The sequence below is a fragment of the Streptomyces sp. NPDC053076 genome, assembly GCF_044546845.1.
Classification (GTDB): Bacteria; Actinomycetota; Actinomycetes; order Streptomycetales; family Streptomycetaceae; genus Streptomyces.
This window is the reverse complement of the sequence record NZ_JBITZL010000002.1, coordinates 597,401-622,606: the sequence shown is the minus strand read 5'-3', so window position 1 is coordinate 622,606 and position 25,206 is coordinate 597,401. Positions and strand designations below refer to the sequence as shown.

The following is a 25,206-nucleotide window of genomic DNA, read 5'->3' as shown; positions in this document are numbered from 1 at the left end:
TTGTGCTTCCCAAGCCTGCATTACATAGTGAGTTTTGCGTGTTAAATAGACGTAACCCTACGGTGGCCGCCGCCAAACCCGGTCGGCCGGACGTCTTCGGGGAGCCCCGAGTGGATCGCACCGCCCAGCTCACTGCCCGTCCCACGACATACGAGATCGCATACGATCCGTCGGCCGAGCCGACGTCCCCGCAGGCCAGAGCGGCCCGGGTGCTGGAGGCGAACTGGACGGGCAACTCGACGGTCCCGTCCCGGAACCTGTATCCCCACCAGTGGTCCTGGGACTCCGCGTTCATCGCCATCGGACTGCGGCACGTCTCGCCGCTGCGGGCCCAGACGGAACTGGAGACGCTGTTCACGGCCCAGTGGGCCGACGGACGCGTCCCGCACATCGTCTTCAACCCCTCCGTACCGCTCGACGCGTACTTCCCGAGCCCCGACTTCTGGCGCTCCTCCACCGCCGGGCGCACCGCGGGCGCCCCGCGCACCGTACAGACCTCCGGCATCGTGCAGCCACCGGTGCACGCGCTGGCGGCCTGGCTGGTCCACCGCGCCGACCCCGCCCTGTCCCGGGCCCGTGGCTTCCTGGCCCGGATGTACCCGCGGCTGGCCGCCTGGCACCGGTATCTGCTGCACCGCCGGGACCTGGGCGGCGCCGGACTGGTCTGCGTGGTCCACCCGTGGGAGCAGGGCATGGACAACAGCCCCTGCTGGGACGCCCCGCTGGCCCGGATCACCCCGGCACCGGCCCGCTCCTTCCGCCGCGCCGACCTCGACCACGGCGCGGCGGAGGACCGGCCGACGGATCTGGACTACGGCCGGTACGTGCGGCTGGCCGCCGACTACCGGGACGACGGGTACCGGGACGACGGCTACCGGGGCGGGCCGGGCGGGAGACAGGGCACACGGGGAGGCCGGTTCGCCGTGGAGGACCCGGCGTTCAACGCCCTGCTGATCGCCTCCGAGCAGGCCCTCGCGCGGATCGCCGAGGAGCTGGGCGCGGCCGGCACCGCCCGGCGGGCCCGCGCCGAGCGGCTGACGGAGGCTCTGGTGGCGCGGCTGTGGGACGGGCGGGCCGGGATGTTCCTGTGCCGGGACCTGCGCGGCGGCGACGCCCTCGTCCCCGAGCGCAGTGTCTCCGGACTGGTGCCGCTGCTCCTGCCGGGGCTCCCCCGCGACATCGCCGCCGCCCTCGTCCGTACCGTCCGCGGGCCGCACTTCTCACTCGGCGACCGCACCCGGCTGGTCCCGAGCTACGACCTCCTCGGCGAGGCGTTCGACCCGCACCGGTACTGGCGCGGACCGGCCTGGTTCAACACGAGTTGGCTGCTGGAGCGCGGGCTGCGCGCGCACGGCGAGACGGCGGCGGCCGACGCCCTGCGCACGGCGGTACCGCACCTGGCCGACGCCACCGGCTTCGCCGAGTACGTCGACCCGTACACCGGCGAGCCCAGCGGCACGACCGGCTTCAGCTGGACGGCGGCGCTCGCGCTCGACCTGTGCCACCAGGGGCCCGCACCACACGAGCGTCAAAAGCTGGACAAGAGCCCACAAAACGACGTGTCCGCCGCGGACAACGTCCCGTTCGACACGAGTGACAGAGGAGGGGACCAGGGATGACGGACCGGCATCATCTGCTCGTGCACGGCGCCACCTTCGCCGCCGTGGGCGACCGCGGGGACATCAGCGGGGTGCGCGCCGGCAGTTCCCCGGACGGGTTGTTCGTCCGGGACGCACGGCACCTCAGCCGCTGGCAGCTCACCGTCGACGGCGCCGTACCCGAGGTGCTCACCCCGGTGACGGACGGGGCCGCGGCCCGGTGCGTACTGGTCCCGCGCGGCGGCCGGCAGGAGCCCCCGGCGCACACCCTCTTCCGTGAACAGGCCGTCAGGGACAGCGCGTTCGTGGAGTCCGTGCGGGTGACCAGCAACCGCCCGGTGCCCACCACCGTCCGGCTCGCGCTCACCGTCGACGCCGACTTCACCGACCAGTTCGAGCTCCGCTGCGACCACCGCACCTACGTCAAGGCCGGCGCCGTACGCTCCCGGCAACTCCTCGGCGACGGCATCGAGTTCGCCTACCGGCGCGCCGAATGGCGGTCCTGTACGACCATCACGGCCGACCCGGCCCCGGAGGCCGTGGAGGAGACGGGCACCGGTGCCCGGCGCCTGGTGTGGACACTCGACCTCGCACCGCACGGCACGACCGAGCTGCTGCTGCGGGTGATCGCCCGCCCGCACGGCGAGAAGCGCACCCTGCGCGTGCCCCGCGACCCCGCCGCCGTACGCCGCCAACTCAGCGCGGCGGAGGACGAGTTCATGGAAGGCGTGGCCTTCCCGGCCGGCTGGCCCGAGCTGGCCGCGGCCTGCGCCCGGGGCCTCGCCGACCTGGCGGCGCTCCAGGTCCCGGCCACCGGACCGGACGGCGAGGAGCTGCGCGTCCCCGCGGCCGGCGCCCCCTGGTTCCTCACCCTGCTCGGCCGCGACGCGCTCCTCACCTCCCTCTTCGCCCTGCCCTACCGCCCCGGACCGGCCGCCGCCACCCTCCTCGCCCTGGCCGCCACGCAGGCGACCGGCACCGGGGCCTCCCCGGTCGCCCAGCCGGGCAAGATCGTGCACGAGGTACGGCACGGGGAGCTGGCCCACTTCGGCCAGGTGCCGTTCCGCCGCTACTACGGCTCGGTCGACGCCACCCCGCTGTTCCTGATCCTGCTCGGCGCGTACGTCGAACAGACCGGCGACGCCGAGCCGGCCCGCCGCCTGGAGCCGCACGCCCGCGCCGCCGTCGGCTGGATGCTCGACCACGGCGGGCTGACCTCGCGCGGATATCTCGTCTACCGCGCCGACGCGGGCGGCCTCGCCAACCAGAACTGGAAGGACTCCCCCGGCGCGATCTGCTGCGCCGACGGCACCCGGCCCACCGGCGCGGTCATGGCGGCAGGCGCCCAGGGCTACGCGTACGACGCGCTGCGCCGCACGGCGGGTGTGGCGCGCGCGGTGTGGGCCGACGAGACGTACGCCGCGCTGCTGGAGCAGGCGGCGGCCGACCTACGCGACCGTTTCCAACGGGACTTCTGGATGCCGGAGCGGTCCTTCCCGGCGCTGGCGCTGGACGGGCAGGGCCGCCAGATCGACGCGCTGGCCTCCGACGCCGGGCATCTGCTGTGGTCGGGACTGCTGGACAAGGAGTACGGCGAGGTGGTGGGCCGACGGCTGCTGGAACCGGACTTCTTCTCGGGCTGGGGCGTGCGCACGGTGGCCTCCGGGCAGCCGGCGTACCATCCGCTGTCCTACCACCGTGGTTCGGTCTGGCCGCATGACAACGCGCTGATCACCTTGGGGCTGGCCCGGTACGGGCTGCACGACGAGGCCCGGACGGTGGCGCACGCGCTGGTCGACGCGGCGACGGTGACCGGGCACCGGCTGCCGGAGGTGCTGGCGGGGTACGGGCGGGACACGCACAGCGAACCGGTGCCGTACCCGCACGCGTGCGGCCGGGAGGCCCGGTCCGCGGCGGCGCCCCTTGCCCTGTTGACGGCCGTGGGAGGCGCCTGACGTGCTCGGCCCATCGGCGCCGGTCGCGCCCGTGGCCGCGGGCCGGCAGGGCGCTGCCGCCCCGCGCCGGGACCGGCACATGACGGGTTGACGCTCCCGCGCCCCTTGCGCCCGGAACGGACGCCGTGCGGGAGGGGCGCGGAGGTACCCACAGGACTCTGATCGATCGTCGGTGTCTCCCCGGATCGCTGTGTCTCCTTGGCTGGGTGCCGGACCTCCCGGCCATCCATCCCTCTGCCGAGAGACAGTCCCATGCGTCCAACTCGACGGCCCCGCACCGCCGTTGTGGGCGCCGGTCGCGGCGGTCTCGTCCGCGCCGGCGTCCTGCGACCGCACGTCCGGCAGGTCACCGTCTTCGAGCGTGAGGCGTCCACCGGCGTCCGCCCCCAGGGGGCGCGGACGCGCGGCGGAGCGTGTCGCCACGGCCCGCGCCCCTGGGCCGCCTGACGTGCCGTCGGCCGTATTGACCAGGTGTTTGCCCGGGCGCGGTGAACAGCGGTCGTCGGTGAGCCGTACGGGAGGACGGTCGACGGGATGCGCAGGGAAGGACTCCGGGTTGTCTCAGGACATGAGCACACGCCAGCCGGCAACAGAGGAAACGGAGCCGGAGGAGGCTTCCGCTCCCCTCTCCGCCCCACGCCCCTCCCGGCGCCCGCCCTGGGCCCTCTGGTCCGCGTGGAGCCGGCGCTGGCGGGAACGGCATCCCCGCGGTGCCCGGGCCCTGTCCGTCACCCTCAACGTGCTCGCCGCCGCGCTCGTCGTCGCCGCCCTCGTGATGCCCGACTCCGTCGTCCGGCTCGAGCCCGGCGCGTTCGTGCGGATACCGGCGGAAGCCGTCGTAGGGGCCGCCGTGCTGCTCGCGCTGCCGCGCCGGCCCCGGGTGGCGGTGGCGGCGGTGTCCGGGGTCCTGCTCGGCGCCATGACCGTGCTGAACGCGCTCGACATGGGCTTCAACCAGTATCTCGGCCGCAAGTTCAACGTCATCCTCGACTGGAGCCTGTTCGGCGACGCGGAGTCGTATCTGGAGGACTCCCTCGGCCACACCGCCACCCTGGCCGCCGTGACCGGCGTGATCATCCTGATCCTGCTGCTCTTCGTGCTGCTGGCGCTGTCCGTGGTCCGGCTCGGTGACCTTCTGGCCCGGCACCCCGGCACCGCGACCCGCGGCACCCTGGTCGCCGGGGTGGTCTGGATCACCTGCTCCTCCCTCGGCCTACAGGTGGCGGGCGTGCCGATCGCCTCCGACCGGACGGCGACGGCGCTCCAGGCGCAGGTCCACCAGGTCTCGGCCACCCTGAAGGACGAGGCGGAGTTCCGGAAGGTGGCCCGGGTCGACGCCTTCGGGAACACCCCGGGCAGCCAGCTGGTGCCCGCTCTGCGCGGCAAGGACATGATCTTCACGTTCATCGAGAGCTACGGCCGCAGCGCGATCGAGGACCCGATCATGGCGCCGGGGGTGGACAAGACCCTGGACGTGCGCACCAAGGCCCTGGCCAAGGCCGGTTTCCACGCCAAGAGCGGCTGGCTGACCTCGGCGACCTACGGCGGCAGCAGCTGGCTGGGCCATTCGACCACCATGTCGGGCCTGTGGATCAGCAACCAGCAGCGCTACCGCACCGTCATGGCGAGCGACCACATGAGCCTGACGGACGCCTTCGAGAAGACCGGCGCGTTCGACACGGTCGGTGTGATGCCGGGTGTGCAGAAGGGCTGGCCGGAGCAGAAGTGGTACGGCCTCGACAAGGTCTACAACGCCTTCCGGCTCGGCTACCAGGGGCCGAAGTTCAGCTGGTCGACGATGCCGGACCAGTACGCGCTCCAGCAGTACCAGGAGCGGGTGCACAGCAAGCGGCCGGCCGCCGGCAAGTCGCGGATGTCGCTGCTCATCCTGACCTCCAGCCACCAGCCGTGGGCGCCCATCCCGAAGATGGTCGGCTGGGACCAGCTCGGTGACGGCTCGGTCTTCAAGGGCATCGAGGCGGCGGGCAACAAGTCGTCCGACATCATCGCCGACACCACCCGGTCCCGTGAGGAGTACGGCAAGTCGATCCAGTACTCCGTCACCGCGCTGACCGAGTGGCTGGAGCGCTACGGCAGCAAGGACACCGTGCTGGTCTTCCTCGGCGACCACCAGCCGATCGCCCGGGTCAGCGGCAACCACGCCAGCCGTGACGTTCCGGTGTCGGTCGTGGCCAAGGACCCGAAGGTGCTGGACAGGATCGCCGACTGGGGCTGGACGGACGGCCTGCGCCCCGCCCATGACGCACCGGTGTGGAAGATGAGCGCCTTCCGGGACCGCTTCCTGACGGCATACGGCTCGACACCCCACCCGAAGAAGGGCTGACCCCACAGCACCCCCGCGAACGACCCGCCCGAGCCGAGCGGTTGACGGCCCCCTCCCGACCGACCGAGCCGGGTGGGGGGTGGGCCAGGCGGGGACCAGTGGCGGAGCCCTTGGCGGTGTTCGGGGCGGAGCCCCTGGCGGTGTTCGGGGCGGAGCCCCGTGACGGCCACCCACAGAGCCGAGCCGAGCCGGTGCACGGCCACTTCCCGGCCGACCGAGTCGGGTGGTGGGTGGGCCAGGCGGGGTCCAGGGGCGGAGCCCCTGGCGGTGTTCGGGGCGGAGCCCCGTGACGGCCACCCACAATGCCGAGCCGAGCCGGTGCACGGCCACTTCCCGGCCGACCGAGTCGGGTGGTGGGTGGGCCAGGCGGGGTCCAGGGGCGGAGCCCCTGGCGGAGTTCGGGGCGGAGCCCCGTGACGGCCACCTCACAAAGCCGAGCCGAGCCGGACCGGACAGCACAGGGCGTCGGCTCAGCCCCCGGACGTGTCCAGTTCCGCATCCTCACTCACGCCCGCACAGTCGTACGGATCCTTCAGCCACCCGTCCGGCAGCACCACCCGGTTGTTGCCGGACGTCCGGCCCCGCGGCCCCTCCGCCCCGACCGGCCACGCCTGGTCCAGGTCCAGCTCGTCCAGGCCGCCCCGCAACTCCTCCAGCGACGACGTGATCGCGAGCCTCTTGCGCATCTCGGACCCGACGGCGAAGCCCTTCAGATACCAGGCGACGTGCTTGCGGAAGTCGACCACGCCCTTGGACTCGTCACCGATCCACTCGCCGAGCAGACGGGCATGGCGGACCATGATGTCGGCCACCACGCGCAGGGTCGGACGGGCGACGTCCTGGAGCCGCCCCTCGAACGCCGCCACCAGGTCCGCGAACAGCCACGGCCGCCCCAGGCACCCGCGCCCCACGACGACCCCGTCGCAGCCGGTCTCACGCACCATCCGCAGCGCGTCCTCGGCCGACCAGATGTCGCCGTTGCCGAGCACAGGGATCTCCGGCACGTGCTCCTTCAGCCGGGCGATGGCGTCCCAGTCGGCGGTGCCGCCGTAGTGCTGGGCGGCGGTGCGGCCGTGCAGGGCGATCGCCGTGACGCCCTCCTCCACGGCGATGCGGCCGGCGTCGAGGAACGTGATGTGATCGTCGTCGATGCCCTTGCGCATCTTCATGGTCACCGGCAGGTCCCCGGCGCCGGAGACGGCCTCCCGCAGGATCGCCCGCAGCAGGTTCCGCTTGTACGGCAGCGCGGACCCACCGCCCTTGCGCGTCACCTTCGGCACCGGGCAGCCGAAGTTCAGGTCGATGTGGTCGGCGAGGTCCTCTTCCGCGATCATGCGGACCGCCTTGCCGACGGTCGCCGGGTCGACGCCGTACAGCTGGATCGACCGCGGGCGCTCGCTCGCGTCGAACTTGATCAGCTGCATGGTCTTCTCGTTGCGCTCGACCAGCGCCCGGGTCGTGATCATCTCGCTGACGAACAGCCCCTTGCCGCCGCTGAACTCCCTGCACAGGGTGCGGAAGGGCGCGTTGGTGATCCCCGCCATGGGTGCGAGCACGACGGGCGGCGTCACGGCGTGCGGGCCGATGGAGAGCGGGTGGGTCATCGTCAGGGCTCCGGGACGGATGGACGGCACAGGGACACGGGCAAGGACCCATTGTCCCTCACCCGGCCGGCCGGGATGCGCCGGGCGCCGGCGGTGGTCCCGGCGGTGCGGCGGCGGGGCGGGTGGCGCCGGCTCTGCTTGGCCTGCGGCTGCCCCGGGTACGGGGCCGAGCGGCGGGTGGGAGCCGGTGCCCCGAACATCATGTACCACTCATTAGTTAACCGCACTATTGAAATCGGCGTACGATGGGCCGCATGCCAGAGTTGAGCCATCGCCGACGCATGCTCGTGCTCGGGATCTGCTGCATGAGCCTGCTGATCGTGAGCCTCGACAACACCGCGCTGAACGTGGCGCTGCCGTCCATGCAGCGCGACCTGCACGCCACCACCTCCGGTCTCCAGTGGACGATCGACGCCTACACGCTCGTCCTGGCCTCGCTGCTGATGCTCGCGGGCTCCACGGCCGACCGGATCGGGCGCAAACGCGTCTTCATGGCGGGCCTGGTGGTGTTCACCGTCGGCTCCCTGCTCTGTTCCCTCGCCCCCAGCCTGGAACTGCTGATCGTGTTCCGGATGGTCCAGGCGGTGGGCGGCTCGATGCTCAACCCGGTCGCCATGTCGATCATCACCAACACCTTCACCGACGCCCGCGAGCGCGCCCGCGCGATCGGCGTGTGGGGCGCGGTGGTCGGCATCTCCATGGCGGCCGGTCCGCTGGTCGGCGGGCTGCTGGTGCAGTCGGTGAGCTGGCGCTCGATCTTCTGGGTCAACCTCCCCGTCGGCCTCGCCGCCCTCCTGCTCACCCTCCGCTTCGTGCCCGAGTCCCGCGCGCCCAAGGCCCGCCGCCCCGACCCGGTCGGTCAGCTGCTGGTGATCGCCCTGTTCGGCTCGCTGACCTACGCGATCATCGAGGCCCCGGCATCGGGCGCCGGCCCGGTGACACCGTTCGCCGTGATCGCCGTGGCCGCCCTGCTGGCCCTGCTGTGGTACGAGCGCCGGCGTGTGGAACCCCTCATCGACCTGCGCTTCTTCCGTTCGGCCCCGTTCAGCGGCGCCACGGTGATAGCGATCAGCGCGTTCGCGGCGCTGGGCGGCTTCCTGTTCCTTTCCACCCTCTACCTGCAGAACGTGCGCGGACTCGACGCCCTGCACGCGGGCCTGTGGATGCTGCCGATGGCCGCGCCGACGTTCCTGTGCGCCCCGCTGTCCGGCCGCCTGATCGGCAGCCGCGGCCCCCGCCTGCCCCTCCTGATCGCCGGTACGGCGATGACGGCGAGCGGCGTCCTGTTCGCGGCCTTCGAGGCGGAGACGACGAACGCCACGCTGGTTCTCGGTTACGTCCTGTTCGGCATCGGCTTCGGCTTCGTGAACGCGCCGATCACCAACACGGCAGTGTCCGGCATGCCGCGCACCCAGGCCGGCGTCGCCGCCGCCGTCGCCTCCACCAGCCGGCAGCTGGGCCAGACGCTCGGCGTCGCGGTGGTGGGCGCCGTCCTGGCCTCCGGCATCGGCTCGTCCCCGTACCGGGAGGTGTTCGTCACCGCGGCCCGCCCCGGCTGGTGGATCCTCGCCGGCTGTGGCCTGGCCGTCCTGGTTCTGGGCCTGCTGACCAGCGGCCCCTGGGCCCGCCGCACCGCCGACCGGACGGCCAGGAGGCTGGAGTCGGCGGAGATCCGCGAGGCCGTCGGAGCCTCCGAGCGGGCCTGAAACCGCTGCGGGGGCGGCGGACCGGCGCTCAGCGCACCGGCGTCCCGGACGCGATCTCGAGGAGCCGCTCCAGCCTCTGCCGTGTCTCGTCGTTCTTCGGGGTGTACGTCACCATCCGGGCGCCCAGCTGGGGCCCCAGCCACAGGTCGGTGTGTTCCAGAGTGAGGTGGCCGACGTACGGGTTGAGGAACTCCTTGGTCTTGGAGCGGGTGCCGACGACCTCGTACCGCTGCCAGTTCTCGCGGAACTCCGGGATCTCCTCCAGCCGTCCGAGGAGCATCTTCCAGGCCGGCTCGCCGAGGTGGCCGGCCAGGGAGGCGCGCAGCCGGGCGGCCATCAGGCGCCGGGTCTCCTCCAGATGGACGACGGCCGCCTGCCAGTCCTTGTTGGTGTGGACGAGGAGCAGGCAGTTGCGGTCCTCGGGCGGGACCGCGTCCAGGTCGCCCAGGAGGCGGCCGTAGGTGCGGTTGTGGGCGAGGATGTCGTACCGGCTGTTCTGGACACAGGCCGGGATCGGCTCCAGCCGGGCCAGCATCTCGCGCAGGGCGGGCGTGACGCCCGGGCAGCTCGCGGCCGGTGTCGGGTCGGTCGCGCCGGCCAGCTGGAAGAGGTGGGCACGCTCACTGGCGTCCAGACGCAGGGCGCGCGCCAAGGCGTCCAGGACCTGTACGGAGACCTGGATGTCGCGGGCCTGTTCGAGCCAGGTGTACCAGGTGACACCGACCGCGGAGAGCTGGGCGACCTCCTCCCGGCGCAGTCCGGGCGTCCGACGGCGGGCACCGCGGGGCAGGCCGACCTGCTCCGGCGTGATGCGCTCCCGCCGGCTGCGCAGGAACGCGGCCAGTTCGTGCCGGCGGATCTGAGCGCCCCGGGCCGGCTGGGGCGAGGTCTCCTGGGCCGTGGTCGTCATACGCCCAGCGTGCCCCGCCGGGCAGCCTGTTGCCAGGTAGTTCTTCTACCAGGATCACCAGACTCTGGTACCAGGCTGAGCACTCGCGCAGGCTCGGGAACATGAGGGAAACCGTCACCGTCACCGCCGTCCGGACAACGGGCGCGCCGCCCGCGCTCGGCGGACCCGGGCTGTTCACCGTCCTGCTCGCCGCGGCGCTGCCGCTGGTCGACTTCTTCATCGTCAACGTCGCCCTGCCGGCCATCGGCACCGATCTCGCCGCAGGCGAGGCCGTGCTGGAGCTGGTCGTCGCGGGGTACGGGGTCACGTACGCCGTACTGCTCGTGCTCGGCGGGCGGCTCGGGGACCTGTTCGGCCGGCGCCGGCTGTTCCTCGGCGGAATGGCCGCGTTCGGACTCACCTCGCTGGCCTGCGGGCTCGCGCCCGGCGCCTGGAGCCTGGTCGCGGCCCGGGCCGCCCAGGGCGCCTCGGCCGCCGCGATGCTCCCCCAGGTACTCGCCACCATCCAGGCCGCCACGAGCGGCGCGCGCCGGGCGAAGGCCATGAGCCTGTACGGCGCCACGGCCGGGCTGTCCATGGTGGCCGGGCAGATACTCGGCGGGGTACTGGTCGCCGCCGATGTCGCCGGGACCGGATGGCGGGCCGTCTTCCTCGTCAACGTGCCGGTGGTCGTGCTGGGGCTCGTGCTCGCCGCGCGATGCGTACCGGAGACGCGCTCGCAGCACCCGGAGCCCGTCGACGGGCCGGGCACGGTGCTGCTCGCGGTGTCCCTGCTGACGCTGCTCGCGCCGCTCACCGAGGGCCGGGCCGCCGGCTGGCCGCTGTGGACCTGGCTGTCGCTGGCCGCGTTCCCGTTCGCCGTGGCCGCGTTCTGGGCGGTGGAGCGGCGGGCGGACCGGACCGGGCGGACCCCGCTGGTGCCGCCGAGCCTGTTCCGGGTGCCGTCCATGCGGCGCGGTCTGGAGCTGATGGTGCCGTTCTCCATCGGCTTCAGCGGCTTCATGTTCGTGATCGCGCTGGCGCTCCAGCAGGGCGCCGGGCTCGGTCCGGTGCCGGCCGGTCTCGCGCTCGCGCCGATGGCCGTGGCGTTCCTGGTCGTCTCGCTCGCCGGGCCCCGGTTGATCGCCCGCTACGGCACCCGGGTGGTCACCGCCGGATCCGTGCTCCAGGGCGTGGGCGTGCTGCTGATCGTGCTGGCCACCTGGCGGGACTGGCCGCACCTCGGCTTCGGGTCGCTGCTGCCGGGCGCGGCCGTGGCCGGTGCCGGGCAGGCCCTCCAGCTGCCCAATGTGCTGCGGATCGTGATGTCCGAGGTGCCGGCCGCCCGGGCCGGCGTCGGCAGCGGTGTGATGGTCACCACTCAGCAGTCGGCGCTGGCGCTGGGCGTGGCCACGCTGGGCACCCTGTTCCTGACCCTCGTGCCGCACCTGGGCATGCGGGACGCGCTGGTCAGCACGCTGCTGGTGCAGCTGGCCGGGATCGTGCTGACGGGCCTGCTGAGCCTGCGGCTGCCCCGGACGGTCGGCTGAACCGGGGGCACGGCCCGGCGCCTTGGCGTGAACCACGCCCCGGGCACGCCGGTCCTGCCGCACACTCCTAGCGGCCGGGCGGTCCGGCCCGGGGAGGGAGGGTGTCATGCCGAGGGACAGCGTCACGAGCAGGGTCAGCCGGTGGGACCGGCACGGCCGGGAGCACGCGGTCCAGGTGCTGCGGACCGGTGTGCAGCGCACGATCCGGTGCGAGACCTGCGGTTGGCGGCGCGGCGCGCAGTTCCTGCCGTGGCTGAAGGCGCAGGAGCACCTGGCCGGTGCCCACCAGGCGACCATCGATCCGACGGTGCCCCGGCAGCCGTCGCGCTGAGCGCCGATGACTTCCGGCGGCGGCCGGAGTCGTCCCCCACGACACCGTGCACCGACCGGAGGGCCGAGAACCATGACCGCACTGCACGACACCCTGAGCCGGTACGTGGCCGACGGCACCGTGCCCGGCGCCGTCGCCCTGACCCTCCGCGGCGACGACGTCGAGGTGGTGGCCGTCGGCCACGCCGACGTCACCGGCTCGGCCCCGATGGCCCGCGACTCGCTGTTCCGGATCGCCTCGCTGACCAAGCCGGTGACGGCGGCGGCGGTGCTGACGCTGGTGGAGGACGGGCTCGTCGGCCTGACGGACCCGGTCGGGACCTGGCTGCCCGAGCTGGCGAAGCCGCTGGTCGTGCGGACACCGTCGAGCCCGCTGGACGACCTGGTGCCGGCGGACCGGCCGATCACGGTGGAGGACCTGCTCACCTCCCGGACCGGCTGGGGCTTCCCGTCGGACTTCTCCCTGCCGGCGGTGGAGGCGCTGTTCGAGGTCCAGAAGGACGGCCGCGCCCCGCACGCCTACCCGCCGCCCGACGCCTGGGTGGCCGACCTGGCCCGGGTCCCGCTGCTGTACCAGCCGGGCGCGGCCTGGCTGTACGGCACCTCCTCCGACCTCCAGGGCGTGCTGGTCGCGCGGGTGTCGGGCCGTACGCTCCCGGAGTTCCTCGCCGAGCGGGTCTTCGAGCCGGTGGGCATGAAGGACACGGCGTTCGAGGTGCCGGCGGGGAAACGGGACCGGCTCACGACGTACTACCGGCCCGGCGCCGACGGCACCCTGGAGCTCGCGGACCCCCCGGACGGCGACTGGAGCCGCGTCCCCGCGTTCCCGTCGGGCGGCGGGGGTCTCGCCTCGACGGCCGACGACTACCTGGCCTTCTGCCGCATGCTGCTGGCCGGCGGCGAGGCGAACGGCAGGCGCCTGCTCTCCCCCGCCTCCGTGCGCCGTATGACGACCGATCACCTCACCGCCGGCCAGCGGGAGATCGGCGCCCTCTTCCTGGAGGGCCAGGGCTGGGGCTACGGCGGCCAGGTCGACATCACCCCCGCCGAGCCCTGGAACGTCCCCGGCCGTTACGGCTGGGTCGGTGGTACGGGCACCACCGCCCACCTCGTGCCCGCCACCGGCCAGGTCGCGATCCTGCTCAGCCAGGTGGCGATGACGGGCCCGGCACCGACACCGCTGATGCGGGACTTCTGGCGGGTCACGGCGTGCGGCCGGGGGTGACCGGGAAACCGGCCCGGCTGCCGAAAGCCTGGCTGACCTGCTGATGTGCCGCATGTCACGCGGTCCTGCGCCTCCTCCCGAGTGGCCGCCCGGCCGAACCCGGGCCAGCCTGGGAAAGGTTCATCGAGCGACGGGAGACGAAACATGACCTCCGTACTCCACCATCGCCACGGCCGTGCGCTCGGCTCCGGTGCCCTGTGCGTGGCGCTGCTCTCCGGCGGGACGGCCGGGGCCTTCGCCGCAAGCCCGAGTCCGAGCCCGAACTCCACGAACACGAACCCCAGCCCGAGCTCCACGAAGACCAGCCCGAGCCCGAACGTCACGAACACCAGCCCGAGCCCGAGCTCCACGGGCGCCGCCTCGATCAGCGCCCGCGCCGACAAGTCCTCGGTGAAGGCCGGTGGCCAGGTCAAGATCATCGGACGTACCAAGGGTCTGAAGGTGGGCAGCCCGCTGGTGCTCCAGCACGAGAAGTCCGGCAAGTGGACGTCCCTGAAGGCGACCGCCAAGGTCAAGACCGGCAGCTCGTACGCCCTGCTGGCCAAGCTGAACACCAAGGGCACCGAGCATCTGCGGGTCGCGAGCGTGACCAAGGCCGGGAAGGTCTATTCGCCCACCGTCACCGTCAGGGTGCACTGAGCCCCCGCACCACCAGGTCCACCACTGCCGTGAACTCCTCCTCGATACCGGGGCTGGTCCACTCCCGGGCGTAGCAGGGGTCGTGGAAGCGGCCGGTGGCCTGGAAGACGGCGCGCGCGGCGGTGGCCGGGTCGGACACCCTGAAGGTGCCCGACCCGGCTCCCGCGGCGATGATCCGGGCCAGCTGGCCGGTGAGATCCGCTATGTGCTCGAAGACCACGCCCCCGAGTTCGTCGGTGAGCACCGTGTAGGTGGCGAACAGCTCGGGGTCGTCGCCCGCCTTGTGCCGCTTGGCCGCGAACAGAGCGGTGAGCCAGTCCCGCAGCCGCAGCTCCGGGTCGCGCTCCTCGGCGAGGGCGATCCCGGCGAGCTTCTGCGAGGTCCGGTCCAGCCAGCGCTTGGTGACCGCCTCGCGCAGCGCCGCCTTGGTCCGGAAGTGCCGGTAGACGCTGCCGTGGCTGACGCCGAGCGCACGGGCCACGTCGACCACGGTGGCCTTGGCCGGGCCGTGGCGGCGCAGCACCTCCTCGGTGGCTTCGAGGATGCGCTCGGCGGTCAGGGTCTCGCTGGTCGGTGGCATGCCTAGACCGTACCCGGCACCGGGATCAGCGCTCGCTGTCGAGCATGGCCATCTGGGCGGGGGCGTACCGCTCGCCGGCCGCCGCGTCCGCCGGTACGGCGGCCTCGACGGCGGCGAGGTCGGCCGCGTCCAGGGTCACGTCCACGGCGCCCAGGGCCTCGTGGAGCCGTTCGCGGGTGCGGGCGCCGACCAGCGGCACGATGTCCTCGCCCCGGGAGAGCACCCAGGCGATGGCGATCTGGGCGACCGTGGCGCCCTTCTGCTCGGCGACCTTGCGCAGGGACTCGACCAGCGTGAGGTTGTGCTGGAGGTTGTCGCCCTGGAAGCGGGGCGAGTGGGCGCGGAAGTCGTGCGCGGCGAACTGACGGCCGGCCGTGAGGTGGCCGGAGATCAGCCCGCGGGAGAGCACACCGTACGCGGTGACGGCGATGCCCAGCTCGCGGAGGGTGGGCAGGATCTCCCGCTCGGGGCTGCGGGAGATGAGCGCGTACTCGATCTGGAGGTCGGCGATCGGGGCGGTGGCGGCGGCCCGGCGGATGGTGTCCGCGCCGACCTCGCTCAGGCCGATGTGCCGGACGTACCCCTTCTCGACCAGTTCGGCGATCGCGCCGACGGTCTCCTCGATCGGCACGTCCGGGTCGAGCCGGGCGGGGCGGTAGATGTCGATGTGGTCGACGCCGAGGCGCTGGAGGGAGTAGGCGGCGAAGTTCTTCACGGCGGCCGGGCGCCCGTCGAAGCCGGACCAGTCGCCGGCCGGGTCGCGCAGGGCGCCGAACTTCACGCTGATCACCGCGTTCTCGCGCCGGGCGGCGGGGGCGGTGCGCAGCGCCTCGCCGATCAGCAGTTCGTTGTGGCCCATGCCGTAGAAGTCGCCGGTGTCGAGCAGGGTCACGCCGGCCTCCAGGGCGGCGTGCACGGTGGCGACCGACTCGGCGCGGTCCGTCTCGCCGTACATGCCGGACATGCCCATGCAGCCGAGGCCGAGGGCGGAGACCTGGGGGCCGGTGGTTCCGAGGGTTCGGGTTCGCATCGTCATGCCCCCCACTCTGACATGACAGCTGACAGATTTCAATATCTGTCATTCCATCTTCGTCATCCATACAGAATGGTCCAGACCTCTTGACGAGAGGTCTGGACCAGAGCACTGTGCGGGAAAGCCCAAGAACTGTCATGCCTACGACACCTCACCGATTCCCCACCGGGAGGCCCGATGCTCCGTCGCACCCTGCGCCTGCTCACCGCAGCCCTCACCGCCGCCGCGCTCGCCCCGCTCGCGATCGCCACCGCGCCCGCCGCCTCCGCCGCCGCCACCTGTGCGGTGAAGTCGCGGCCCGCGGGCAAGGTGCTCCAGGGCTACTGGGAGAACTGGGACGGCTCCGCCAACGGCGTCCACCCGCCCTTCGGCTGGACCCCGATCACCGACTCCCGCCTCCCCGCCCACGGTTACAACGTGATCGACGCGGCCTTCCCGGTGATCCGCTCCGACGGCACGGCGCTGTGGGAGGACGGCATGGACGCCGGCGTGAAGGTGGCCACGCCCGCCGAGATGTGCGCGGCCAAGGCGTCCGGCCAGACGATCCTGCTCTCCATCGGGGGCGCTGCGGCCGGCATCGACCTGTCGTCCTCGGCCGTCGCCGACCGGTTCGTCGCGACGATCGTCCCGATCCTGAAGAAGTACAACTTCGACGGCATCGACATCGACATCGAGACGGGCCTGACGGGCAGCGGGAACATCAACCAGCTGTCCGCGTCCCAGGCCAACCTGATCCGCATCATCGACGGGGTCCTCGCGCAGATGCCGTCGAACTTCGGCCTGACGATGGCCCCCGAGACGGCCTATGTGACCGGCGGCAGCATCACCTACGGCTCCATCTGGGGCGCCTACCTGCCGGTCGTCAAGAAGTACGCGGACAACGGCCGCCTGTGGTGGCTGAACATGCAGTACTACAACGGCAGCATGTACGGCTGCTCCGGCGACTCCTACTCGGCCGGCACGGTGCAGGGCTTCACCGCGCAGACCGACTGCCTGAACAAGGGACTCGTGGTCCAGGGCACCACGGTCAGGGTGCCGTACGACAAGCAGGTCCCGGGCCTGCCCGCGCAGCCCGGCGCGGGCGGCGGCTACATGTCCCCGTCCCTCGTCTCCCAGGCGTGGAAGCACTACGGCACGTCACTCAAGGGCCTGATGACCTGGTCCGTCAACTGGGACGGCTCGAAGAACTGGACTTTCGGCGACAACGTCAAGGCGCTGCAGGGCCGTTGACCCGCGGCGGACCGCGCCTCTTCCGACGCACACCACCCCACGCAAAGCGCCCACCCTCCAGCCGACCGAGTCGGATGGAGGGTGGGCGTCGGCCGGTGATCCGGGGGCGGAGCCCCCGGGGCGGCAAGGGCAGCCGAGGTCAGCAGCCCACGAGGCGCTGGGCCAGGTAACCCTCGATCTGGTCCAGCGAGACCCGCTCCTGCTTCATCGAGTCACGCTCACGCACGGTGACGGCGTTGTCCTCGAGCGTGTCGAAGTCGACGGTCACACAGAACGGCGTACCGATCTCGTCCTGGCGGCGGTAGCGGCGGCCGATGGCGCCGGCGTCGTCGAACTCGATGTTCCAGTTCTGCCGCAGCGCCTGCGCGAGACCCTTGGCCTTCGGGGACAGCTCCGGGTTCCGGGACAGCGGGAGCACCGCGACCTTCACCGGGGCCAGACGGTGGTCGAGCCGCAGGACGGTCCGCTTCTCCATCTTGCCCTTGGCGTTCGGCGCCTCGTCCTCGACGTAGGCGTCGAGCAGGAAGGCCAGCATGGTGCGGCCGACGCCCGCCGCCGGCTCGATGACGTACGGCGTCCAGCGCTCCTGGGCCTCCTGGTCGAAGTAGGAGAGATCCTGGCCGGACGCCTTGGAGTGGGCACCGAGGTCGTAGTCGGTGCGGTTGGCGACACCCTCCAGCTCGCCCCACTCGCTGCCGCCGAACTGGAAGCGGTACTCGATGTCGGCGGTGCGCTTGGAGTAGTGGGAGAGCTTCTCCTTCGGGTGCTCGTACCAGCGCATGTTCTCCTCACGGAGACCCAGGCCCCGGTACCAGTTCCAGCGCTGCTCCATCCAGTATTCCTGCCACTGCTCGTCCTCGCCCGGCTTGACGAAGAACTCCATCTCCATCTGCTCGAACTCGCGGGTGCGGAAGATGAAGTTGCCCGGCGTGATCTCGTTGCGGAAGGACTTGCCCATCTGGGCGATGCCGAACGGCGGCTTGCGGCGCGAAGTGGTCTGCACCTGGGCGAAGTTGGTGAAGATGCCCTGGGCGGTCTCCGGGCGCAGGTACGCCACGGAGCCGGAGTCCTGGGTCGGGCCGAGGTGGGTGGAGAGCAGACCGGAGAACTGCTTGGGCTCGGTGAACTGGCCCTTGTTGCCACAGTTCGGGCAGTTGATGTCCGCCAGGCCGTTCGCCGGGGCGTGGCCCTTCTTCTCCTCGTACGCCTCCTCCAGGTGGTCGGCGCGGAACCGCTTGTGGCACGAGGTGCACTCGGTCAGCGGGTCCGTGAAAGTGGCGACGTGGCCGGAGGCGACCCAGACCTCGGGGGCCAGGATGACGGACGAGTCGATACCGACCACGTCCTCGCGCGACGTCACCATGTAGCGCCACCACTGGCGCTTGATGTTCTCCTTGAGCTCGACACCCAGGGGTCCGTAGTCCCAGGCGGCACGCTGTCCGCCGTAGATCTCACTGCACGGGAAAACGAAGCCACGGCGCTTGCTCAGGCTGACGATGGTGTCGATCTTGTCGGCGGCCACGGTGCTCTCTTCATTACGACGACGGGCGTTGAAGCGAGATGCTTCCAGCGAATGATTCAGGTTACCGGCGCAGGCTCCCCCACGACCAAATCGGCCCCCGCTCAGACCGCCTGACGAGCGTTGTTGACAACGGTTTCCATATTTGTTGAAAATGACTGTCATGAACGTACGACGACGCCTCATACCCGCCGCCGCGGTAGCCGCGGTCACCGCGCTCGGGACCGGCACGCTCACCGCGTGCTCCGGGGACACCGCGGCAGCGGCCAACACCAGCAAGTTCGACGTCGTCGCGTCGTTCTACCCGATGGCCTTCCTGGCCGAGCGGATCGGCGGGGACCACGTCCACGTCACCACCCTCACCTCCCCCGGCCAGGAACCGCACGACCTGGAGATCAGCCCCCGGCAGATCGCCGCGCTGGAGGAGTCCGACGCGGTCCTGTACCTGAAGAGCCTCCAGCCCTCCGTCGACGAGGCCGTGGCCCAGTCCCCGGTCGAGACGAAGATCGACGCGGCCTCCCTGACCACACTGGAGAACCACGGCAACGAGGTCGGCGGCCACGTCGCCGAGCACGACACCCACGACGGCGAGGAAGGGGCGGGCGGCAAGGACCCGCACATCTGGCTCGACCCCCAGCGGTACGCCCAGGTCGCCCAGGGCGTCGGCACGGCCTTCGAGAAGGCCGACCCCGAGCACGCGGCCGACTACCGGAAGAACACCGTGAAACTGGTCGGCGAGCTGGACGCCCTGAACTTCCGGTTCAAGCAGGAACTCGCGCACACCAAGAGCAAGGTCTTCGTCACCACGCACGCCGCCTTCGGCTACCTCGCCGAGCGCTACGGCCTCACCGAGGAGGCCATCAGCGGCCTCGACCCCGAGTCGGAGCCGAGCGCCGCCCGGGTCCGGGAGCTGGAGAGCATGGCCAAGGCCGACGGCGTCAGCACCGTGTTCTACGAGACGCTGGTCAGCGACAAGACCGCCCGGACCATCGCGGGCGACGCGGGCCTGAGGACCGACGTCCTCGACCCGATCGAGGGCATCACCGGCACGTCCCGCGGCAAGGACTACTTCGCGGTCCAGGAGGCCAACCTCAAGGCCCTCCGGAAAGCCCTGGGCGCCAAGTGAGCGGCACGGGAGAGAAGATGACCGGCGAACCCGTCATCACCCTGCGCAAGGTGACCGCCGAACTCGGCGCGCGCCCCGTCCTGCGCGGCATCGACCTCACCGTCGGCCGCGGCGAGGTCGTCGCGCTGCTGGGCGCGAACGGCTCCGGCAAGTCCACGGCGGTCCGCACGATCATCGGCCAGGTGCCGGTCAGTGGCGGCACGGTCGAGCTGTTCGGTGCCCCGCGCCGGTCCTTCCGGGACTGGGCCCGCGTGGGCTACGTACCGCAGCGGACGACCGCCGCGGGCGGCGTCCCGACGACGGTCACCGAGATCGTCTCCTCGGGCCGCCTCTCCCGCACCCGCTTCGGCCTCTTCCGCAAGGCCGACCGGGAGGCCGTCCGCCACGCCCTGGAGCTGGTCGGCATGGCCGACCGCGCCAAGGACTCGGTGACCGCCCTCTCCGGCGGCCAGCACCAGCGGGTGCTGATCGCCCGCGCACTGGTCGCCGAGCCCGAACTGCTGATCATGGACGAGCCGATGGCGGGCGTCGACCTGGCCAGCCAGGAGGTGCTGGCACGGACGCTGCGGCAGCAGGTCGAGGCCGGTACGACGGTCCTCCTGGTGCTCCACGAACTGGGTCCGCTCGAACCCCTGATCGACCGGGCGGTCGTCCTGCGCGACGGCTGCGTGCTGCACGACGGCCCGCCCCCACGGGCGGTCGGCCAGCACGCGCTGCCCGGCCACGACCACGTACACCCGCACGCACCCGCGGGCGCCGAACCGATCCGCACGGGACTGCTGAGCTGATGGACTTCCTCACCTACGAATTCATGCAGCGGGCGCTCCTGGCGGCCGTCCTGGTCGGCATCACCGCGCCCGCGGTCGGCATCTACCTGGTCCAGCGCCGCCAGGCCCTGATGGGCGACGGCATCGGGCACGTCGCCATGACCGGCGTCGGCCTCGGCTTCCTGCTGTCCACGTCCCCCGTGTGGATGGCGACGGCCGTCTCCGTGCTCGGCGCGGTCCTGATGGAGCTGATCCGCTGGTACGGCAGGACCCGCGGCGACATCGCGCTGGCCATGCTGTTCTACGGCGGTATGGCCGGCGGGGTGATGCTGATCAACCTCGCGCCGGGCGGCTCCAACGCGAACCTGACCTCGTACCTGTTCGGCTCGCTGTCGACGGTGTCCCGGTCCGACGTGACGGCGATCTGCGTCCTGGCGGCCTTCGTGCTGCTGGTCACGCTGGGCCTGCGCCGCCAGCTGTTCGCGGTCAGTCAGGACGAGGAGTTCGCGCGGGTCACCGGCCTGCCGGTGCGCGCCCTGAACCTGCTGACGGCCATCACCGCCGCCGTGACCGTCACGGTCGCCATGCGGGTCGTCGGCCTGCTGCTGGTGTCCGCGCTGATGGTCGTGCCCGTGGCGGCGGCGCAGCAGCTCACCCGCAGTTTCACCGTCACCTTCGTGATCGCCGTGGCGATCGGGGTGGCCGTGACCGTGAGCGGCACGATCACCTCCTACTACCAGGACGTCCCGCCCGGCGCCACGATCGTCCTGCTGACCATCGCCGCGTTCATCGCGCTGACCGTGCTGGCCACCCCGCTGGCCCGGCGACGCGCCCGTGCGGCGGCCGCGGCGGAGCCCGCCGGGGACCCGGCGGAGTGCTCGATTCCGGCTTCGCGGGAGGCCGGGGAGGAGATCGGCGTCTGACCGCGGACAGCCCGGACTGGCACAATGGCCCGGCAGACGCCAGACGTGAGGAGGCAACGGTGACGACCGCTGGACCGCCCGTGAAGGGCCGCGCGACCCGACAGCGTGCAGCCGTGGCGGCGGCCCTCGACGAGGTCGACGAGTTCCGCAGCGCGCAGGATCTGCACGACATGCTGAAGCACAAGGGCGACTCGGTCGGTCTGACCACGGTCTACCGCACCCTCCAGTCCCTCGCCGAGGCCGGCGAGGTCGACGTCCTGCGCACGTCCGACGGCGAGTCGGTCTATCGCCGCTGCTCGACCGGCGAGCACCATCACCACCTGGTCTGCCGCACGTGCGGCAAGGCGGTGGAGGTGGAGGGCCCGGCGGTGGAGAAGTGGGCCGAGGCCATCGCCGCGGAACACGGTTATGTCAACGTGGCCCACACGGTGGAGATCTTCGGCACGTGCGCGGACTGCGCGGCGGATTGAGCACCAGGGGGGGTGTGGACCGTCACCGAGTGAGCGCCGGGGGGCGTGGACCGTCGCCGAGTGCGGGTCCGTTGTGGCCGGTCGCGCAGTTCCCCGCGCCCCTAGGGGGTTGCAGAACCGTTGGTTGCGCAGTGCTGCCGGCGGTGCGGACCGTCGCCGGGTGCCGGTTCGTTGTGGCCGGTCGCGCAGTTCCCCGCGCCCCTAGGGGGTTGCCGGACCCTCGGCTGGGTAGTGCTGCCGGCGGTGCGGACCGTCGCCGAGTGCGGGTCCGTTGTGGCCGGTCGCGCAGTTCCCCGGGCCCCTAGGGGGTTGCAGAGCCGTTGGTTGCGTAGTGCTGTCGCGCTCCTGGGGGGTTGCAGAGCGTTGGTTGCGTGGCAGCGGTGTCGCTGCGGGCAGTCGTGCCGCTGGGGCGGCACGGGTGGGCGCAGCGGCACCCCGCGAGCGCGGGTGAGCGTCCCGCCCCGCCCGGCCGCCCCGGCTCAGCTCCGCCCGAAGCAGCGCTCCAGCTCGTCGAGGTCGTAGAAGGCGCTGCCCTTGGCGATGGGACGGCAGCCCGCCTTGAACGCGGTCTCCTTCTCGTTGTAGAGCATGCGGACCAGGTAACGGCTGCCCTTCGCGAAGACGTCCCACTGGATGTTCGCGCCCAGCGGGGCCACGGCGGCACCCCGCCAGGGATTGTCGGCGTACGTGTACGCCTCCCCCGGCGTCGCCGGCTCCGTGCTGCCCGGCAACCCCATCAGCGCGGCCAGCGGAATGATCTCCTCAGCGTGCGTGAACCGGAGTTCGGCGCCCAGGACGCCGGTACCGCCCCGCTTGGCCTCGACCTGCTCGAAGAGGTCGTCCAGGAGGACACCGGCCATCTTGTACGTGATGTCGCTGCCGGAGAAGCCGGGACCCTTCTCATAGAAGTCCTCGGCATCGGACAGGTAGCCGAACCAGGCCGCGTCCCTGCGGGAGACGTACCGCTCCATGCCCCAGCCCTCGCCGTCCGGGCTCTCCTCGCTCATCGCCGGGGCGATCGCGTACAGGTTGTAGACGGCCCGGGCGGCACCCACCTGGTCCGTGATCCGCGCGACGAAGGACTCCGTGAAGATCCCCCGCAGAACGCGCCGGGCGGCCTTCGCGGTCCGCGGCTGACCGGTGACGCCCTTCAGGGTGTCCTTGAGGCGCTGGTCGTTCTCGATGTACTCCCGGTAGGCCGCACCGCCCGCCGCCTTGTGGAAGTACAGCAGGTCCCTGTCGGTGCGGCCCGGCCCGATCAGCGGCTTCAGCTCGGGATCGGCCGCGGCGAGGGACTGCACGAACACGGTGCCGCTGTCCACGGCCCGCCCCTGCCCGGAGCTGACGACGTCGATCTTCTCCCCGTCGTCGGCGATCCTCTTGAACAGCGACGGCAGCCGCCGCTCCATGCGCACGGCCGCCTCCGCCAGCTCCTGCCGGCCGCGCCCGCTGAGGTTGCCGTAGCCGACCTGCGCCATGGCGACCTGGAGAGCACGGACCTTCGGCCCGAACTCCTCTCCCGCACCGGTGAGTTGCCCCTCGGCCCGGGCCTTGTCCCACAGCGCGAGGATCAGGTCCCCGTCCTCGCTGTCGGTGGCCGCCCGGGACCCGTGCCGGGAGACGTTCTCGGTGAAGACCGGTGCGAACCCGGCCGGGGGCCGCTGGTAGCCGTGCCGGTCCTGCTGAGGCGCGTACGGCGCCTTCGTGCCGTAGCTCTCGCGGTGTGCGGGGCCGTCGACGGCGTGCGCGGGCAGCGCGGTGAGCAGCAGGGCGCCGAGGGCGAGGACAGGGGTAAGACGTCTCATGAGTCCCGCATCCTCGGCGGCCCGCGTGAACCCCGGGCGGCTACGAGGTGGAATCACCCTTCATGGCGGCTTCCATGGCGAGCAGTTCCTCGTTCGGCACGGCCCCGCCGAAGCGCCGGTCCCGGGAGGCGAACTCGAGGCAGGCGCGCCACAGGTCACGGCGGTCGAAGTCGGGCCAGAGCACGTCCTGGAAGACCATCTCGGCGTACGCGCTCTGCCAGAGAAGGTAGTTGGAGGTGCGCTGCTCGCCGCTCGGACGCAGGAACAGGTCGACGTCCGGCATGTCCGGGTAGTACAGGTACTTCTGGATGGTCTTCTCGCTGACCTTCGACGGGTCGAGCCGGCCCGCCTTCACGTCCTCCGCGATGGCCTGCGCCGCGTCGGCGATCTCGGCGCGCCCGCCGTAGTTCATGCAGAAGTACAGGGTGAGCAGGTCGTTGCCCTTGGTCTGCTCCTGGGCGACCTGAAGCTCCTTGGCGACCGACTTCCACAGCTTGGGCATCCGGCCCACCCAGCGCACCCGGATCCCCAGCTCGTCGAGCCGGTCCCGCGTCTTGCGGATGAAGTCGCGGTTGAAGTTCATCAGGAAGCGGACCTCGTCGGGCGAACGCTTCCAGTTCTCGGTGGAGAAGGCGTACAACGAGATGTTGCGCACACCGACCTCGATCGAGCCCTGGAGCACGTCCAGCACCCGCTCCGCACCGACCTTGTGCCCCTCCGTGCGCGGCAGGCCGCGCTCCTTCGCCCAGCGCCCGTTGCCGTCCATGACGATCGCGACGTGGTTCGGCACCAGCTCACCCGGGAGCTTGGGCGCGCGGGCACCGGACGGATGCGGCTCCGGCGCCTTGTACTCGCGCCGCTGGCGCCCCAGGATCCCGCGTACGACCATGTGCTTCTCGTCTCCTCGACCGTGGACTACTTCTCTACGTACCGGAGGGAGCGCAGCCCGCGCTCCAGATGCCAGTGCAGGTAGGCGGACACCAGCCCGCTGCCCTCGCGGACGTACCGCGCCTCGCACGCGTCCGCCGTCTCCCAGTCTCCCGTAAGCAGCGCCCCCAGCAGCACCAGGGTCTGCGGGGACGGTACGACACTGCCGGGCACCCGGCAGTCGACGCAGACGGAGCCTCCGGAGGCGACCGAGAAGAACCGGTTCGGGCCGGGCATCCCGCACTTCGCGCAGTCGGTGAAGGTGGGCGCGTACCCGTTGACGGCCAGGGAGCGCAGCAGGAAGGCGTCGAGGACGAGGTGGGGAGCGTGCTCGCCCCGGGCGAGCGTCCGCAGGCCCCCGACCAGCAGCAGGTACTGCTGGACGGCCGGCTCGCCCTCGTGGTCCGTGAACCGCTCGGCCGTCTCCAGCATGGCCGTGCCGGCGGTGTACCGCGCGTAGTCGGTGACGATCCCGCCGCCGTACGGAGCGATCGTCTCGCTCTGTGTGCACAGCGGCAGACCACGCCCGACCAGCTCGCTCCCGCGCGCGAAGAACTGCACGTCCACGTGCGAGAAGGGCTCCAGCCGGGCTCCGAACTTCGACTTGGTCCGCCGCACCCCGCGTGCCACGGCCCGTACCCGGCCGTGACCGCGCGTGAGCAGCGTGATGATCCGGTCCGCCTCACCCAGCTTCTGGGTGCGCAGCACGATGCCGTCGTCGCGGAACAGACTCATGGCATCATTCTCGCCCATGGCGGGAGTGGCTAGAGCGCCTCTCCGCGGCTGCGGGCGTTGGCGTACGCGGTCGCCGCGCTCAGCCGCTCGGCGGGGGTGGCACCGCGCAGCGCCCCCGGCTCGGCGTCCCATTCCCGCCCGCCGCCGTACGGTCTCAGCTGCACGTACGGCCCCTCGTGCCCCATGACGATGCCGACCTTGCCGGTACAGGTGTCCATCACATGGCTGCCGACGGCATGCTTCACCGCGCC

Annotated in this window: 23 protein-coding genes; 14 read left to right on the top strand and 9 right to left on the bottom strand. The window is 71.8% G+C overall.

Translation table 11 applies throughout. From position 1 onward, the window contains the following. Positions 1-110: 110 nt before the first annotated feature. The 4 genes from ACIGYR_RS10035 to ACIGYR_RS10020 all read left to right on the top strand — a co-directional run bounded on the left by ACIGYR_RS10035 (position 111) and on the right by ACIGYR_RS10020 (position 5,897). Positions 111-1,619 carry an MGH1-like glycoside hydrolase domain-containing protein gene (locus ACIGYR_RS10035; protein ID WP_399595902.1) on the top strand — a complete coding sequence of 503 codons (1,509 nt, stop codon included), beginning with the start codon at positions 111-113 and terminating at the stop codon, positions 1,617-1,619. Beyond that, a complete protein-coding gene (locus tag ACIGYR_RS10030; RefSeq protein ID WP_399595904.1) occupies positions 1,616-3,553 on the top strand; it encodes a glycogen debranching N-terminal domain-containing protein in 1,938 nt (645 codons plus the stop codon). The genes ACIGYR_RS10035 and ACIGYR_RS10030 overlap by 4 nt, the downstream gene beginning before the upstream one ends. Positions 3,554-3,805: 252 nt before the next feature. Next, positions 3,806-4,000: an NAD(P)-binding protein gene (locus ACIGYR_RS10025; protein ID WP_399595905.1), complete on the top strand. Its 195-nt coding sequence runs from the start codon at positions 3,806-3,808 to the stop codon at positions 3,998-4,000. A gap of 121 nt (positions 4,001-4,121) precedes the next feature. Further along, a complete protein-coding gene (locus tag ACIGYR_RS10020) occupies positions 4,122-5,897 on the top strand; it encodes a CDP-alcohol phosphatidyltransferase (protein WP_399595907.1) in 1,776 nt (591 codons plus the stop codon). 470 nt (positions 5,898-6,367) lie between these two features. Here the strand turns inward: ACIGYR_RS10020 and dusB are convergent, their stop codons facing one another. Next, the gene (dusB, locus tag ACIGYR_RS10015) at positions 6,368-7,501 is read right to left on the bottom strand and encodes a tRNA dihydrouridine synthase DusB (RefSeq protein ID WP_399595908.1); all 1,134 of its coding nucleotides are present in this window, start codon (positions 7,499-7,501) and stop codon (positions 6,368-6,370) included. Positions 7,502-7,755: 254 nt separating this feature from the next. On the opposite strand from dusB, the gene ACIGYR_RS10010 reads away from it, so the two are divergent. After that, positions 7,756-9,207, top strand: a complete 1,452-nt coding sequence (locus tag ACIGYR_RS10010; RefSeq protein WP_399595909.1) for an MFS transporter — start codon at positions 7,756-7,758, stop codon at positions 9,205-9,207. Positions 9,208-9,235: 28 nt separating this feature from the next. Here the strand turns inward: ACIGYR_RS10010 and ACIGYR_RS10005 are convergent, their stop codons facing one another. Next, entirely contained in the window at positions 9,236-10,117 is an 882-nt protein-coding gene (locus ACIGYR_RS10005) for a helix-turn-helix transcriptional regulator (protein ID WP_391838488.1), read from the bottom strand. Positions 10,118-10,218: 101 nt separating this feature from the next. Here ACIGYR_RS10005 and ACIGYR_RS10000 point away from each other — a divergent pair, with 101 nt between their 5' ends. From ACIGYR_RS10000 to ACIGYR_RS09985, 4 genes are all read left to right on the top strand, one after another. Further along, on the top strand, positions 10,219-11,646 hold the full coding sequence (locus ACIGYR_RS10000) for an MFS transporter (RefSeq protein WP_399595910.1): 1,428 nt from the start codon (positions 10,219-10,221) through the stop codon (positions 11,644-11,646). A gap of 106 nt (positions 11,647-11,752) precedes the next feature. Continuing rightward, on the top strand, positions 11,753-11,977 hold the full coding sequence (locus tag ACIGYR_RS09995) for a hypothetical protein (RefSeq protein WP_391838485.1): 225 nt from the start codon (positions 11,753-11,755) through the stop codon (positions 11,975-11,977). 72 nt (positions 11,978-12,049) lie between these two features. Further along, positions 12,050-13,201, top strand: a complete 1,152-nt coding sequence (locus ACIGYR_RS09990; protein ID WP_399595911.1) for a serine hydrolase domain-containing protein — start codon at positions 12,050-12,052, stop codon at positions 13,199-13,201. Between the two features lie 144 nt (positions 13,202-13,345). Next, positions 13,346-13,840 (top strand): hypothetical protein, encoded by a 495-nt coding sequence (locus ACIGYR_RS09985; protein WP_399595913.1) that lies wholly within the window; start codon positions 13,346-13,348, stop codon positions 13,838-13,840. Here ACIGYR_RS09985 and ACIGYR_RS09980 read toward each other — a convergent pair. Together ACIGYR_RS09980 and ACIGYR_RS09975 are read right to left on the bottom strand one after the other, a co-directional pair. After that, entirely contained in the window at positions 13,827-14,420 is a 594-nt protein-coding gene (locus tag ACIGYR_RS09980) for a TetR family transcriptional regulator (protein WP_399595914.1), read from the bottom strand. The two genes, ACIGYR_RS09985 and ACIGYR_RS09980, sit on opposite strands and share 14 nt — an antisense overlap. Before the next feature lie 25 nt (positions 14,421-14,445). Beyond that, positions 14,446-15,456: an aldo/keto reductase gene (locus tag ACIGYR_RS09975; RefSeq protein WP_391838478.1), complete on the bottom strand. Its 1,011-nt coding sequence runs from the start codon at positions 15,454-15,456 to the stop codon at positions 14,446-14,448. A gap of 174 nt (positions 15,457-15,630) precedes the next feature. Here ACIGYR_RS09975 and ACIGYR_RS09970 point away from each other — a divergent pair, with 174 nt between their 5' ends. After that, a complete protein-coding gene (locus tag ACIGYR_RS09970; protein ID WP_399595916.1) occupies positions 15,631-16,683 on the top strand; it encodes a chitinase in 1,053 nt (350 codons plus the stop codon). 139 nt (positions 16,684-16,822) lie between these two features. On the opposite strand, the gene ACIGYR_RS09965 is transcribed toward ACIGYR_RS09970, so the two are convergent. Then, a complete protein-coding gene (locus tag ACIGYR_RS09965; protein WP_391838475.1) occupies positions 16,823-18,205 on the bottom strand; it encodes a glycine--tRNA ligase in 1,383 nt (460 codons plus the stop codon). Between the two features lie 160 nt (positions 18,206-18,365). On the opposite strand from ACIGYR_RS09965, the gene ACIGYR_RS09960 reads away from it, so the two are divergent. The 4 genes from ACIGYR_RS09960 to ACIGYR_RS09945 are packed head-to-tail and all read left to right on the top strand — an operon-like array spanning position 18,366 to position 21,488. Beyond that, entirely contained in the window at positions 18,366-19,328 is a 963-nt protein-coding gene (locus tag ACIGYR_RS09960; protein ID WP_399595918.1) for a metal ABC transporter substrate-binding protein, read from the top strand. Between the two features lie 17 nt (positions 19,329-19,345). Continuing rightward, entirely contained in the window at positions 19,346-20,116 is a 771-nt protein-coding gene (locus ACIGYR_RS09955) for a metal ABC transporter ATP-binding protein (RefSeq protein ID WP_391838471.1), read from the top strand. Then, positions 20,116-21,018 carry a metal ABC transporter permease gene (locus tag ACIGYR_RS09950; RefSeq protein ID WP_399595919.1) on the top strand — a complete coding sequence of 301 codons (903 nt, stop codon included), beginning with the start codon at positions 20,116-20,118 and terminating at the stop codon, positions 21,016-21,018. Before ACIGYR_RS09955 ends, ACIGYR_RS09950 begins: the two co-directional genes overlap by 1 nt. A 59-nt stretch (positions 21,019-21,077) precedes the next feature. After that, positions 21,078-21,488, top strand: coding sequence for a Fur family transcriptional regulator (locus tag ACIGYR_RS09945; protein ID WP_391838468.1), 411 nt, complete (start codon positions 21,078-21,080; stop codon positions 21,486-21,488). Positions 21,489-21,967: 479 nt separating this feature from the next. On the opposite strand, the gene ACIGYR_RS09940 is transcribed toward ACIGYR_RS09945, so the two are convergent. The 4 genes from ACIGYR_RS09940 to ACIGYR_RS09925 are packed head-to-tail and all read right to left on the bottom strand — an operon-like array spanning position 21,968 to position 25,200. Beyond that, positions 21,968-23,293 (bottom strand): histidine-type phosphatase, encoded by a 1,326-nt coding sequence (locus tag ACIGYR_RS09940; protein WP_399595921.1) that lies wholly within the window; start codon positions 23,291-23,293, stop codon positions 21,968-21,970. A 40-nt stretch (positions 23,294-23,333) separates the two neighbouring features. After that, the gene (locus ACIGYR_RS09935; RefSeq protein ID WP_391838465.1) at positions 23,334-24,182 is read right to left on the bottom strand and encodes an isoprenyl transferase; all 849 of its coding nucleotides are present in this window, start codon (positions 24,180-24,182) and stop codon (positions 23,334-23,336) included. A gap of 26 nt (positions 24,183-24,208) precedes the next feature. Further along, positions 24,209-24,955: a DNA repair protein RecO gene (recO, locus tag ACIGYR_RS09930; protein ID WP_391838464.1), complete on the bottom strand. Its 747-nt coding sequence runs from the start codon at positions 24,953-24,955 to the stop codon at positions 24,209-24,211. Between the two features lie 29 nt (positions 24,956-24,984). Beyond that, positions 24,985-25,200, bottom strand: a complete 216-nt coding sequence (locus ACIGYR_RS09925) for a hypothetical protein (protein ID WP_391838463.1) — start codon at positions 25,198-25,200, stop codon at positions 24,985-24,987. Between the last annotated feature and the right edge of the window lie 6 nt (positions 25,201-25,206).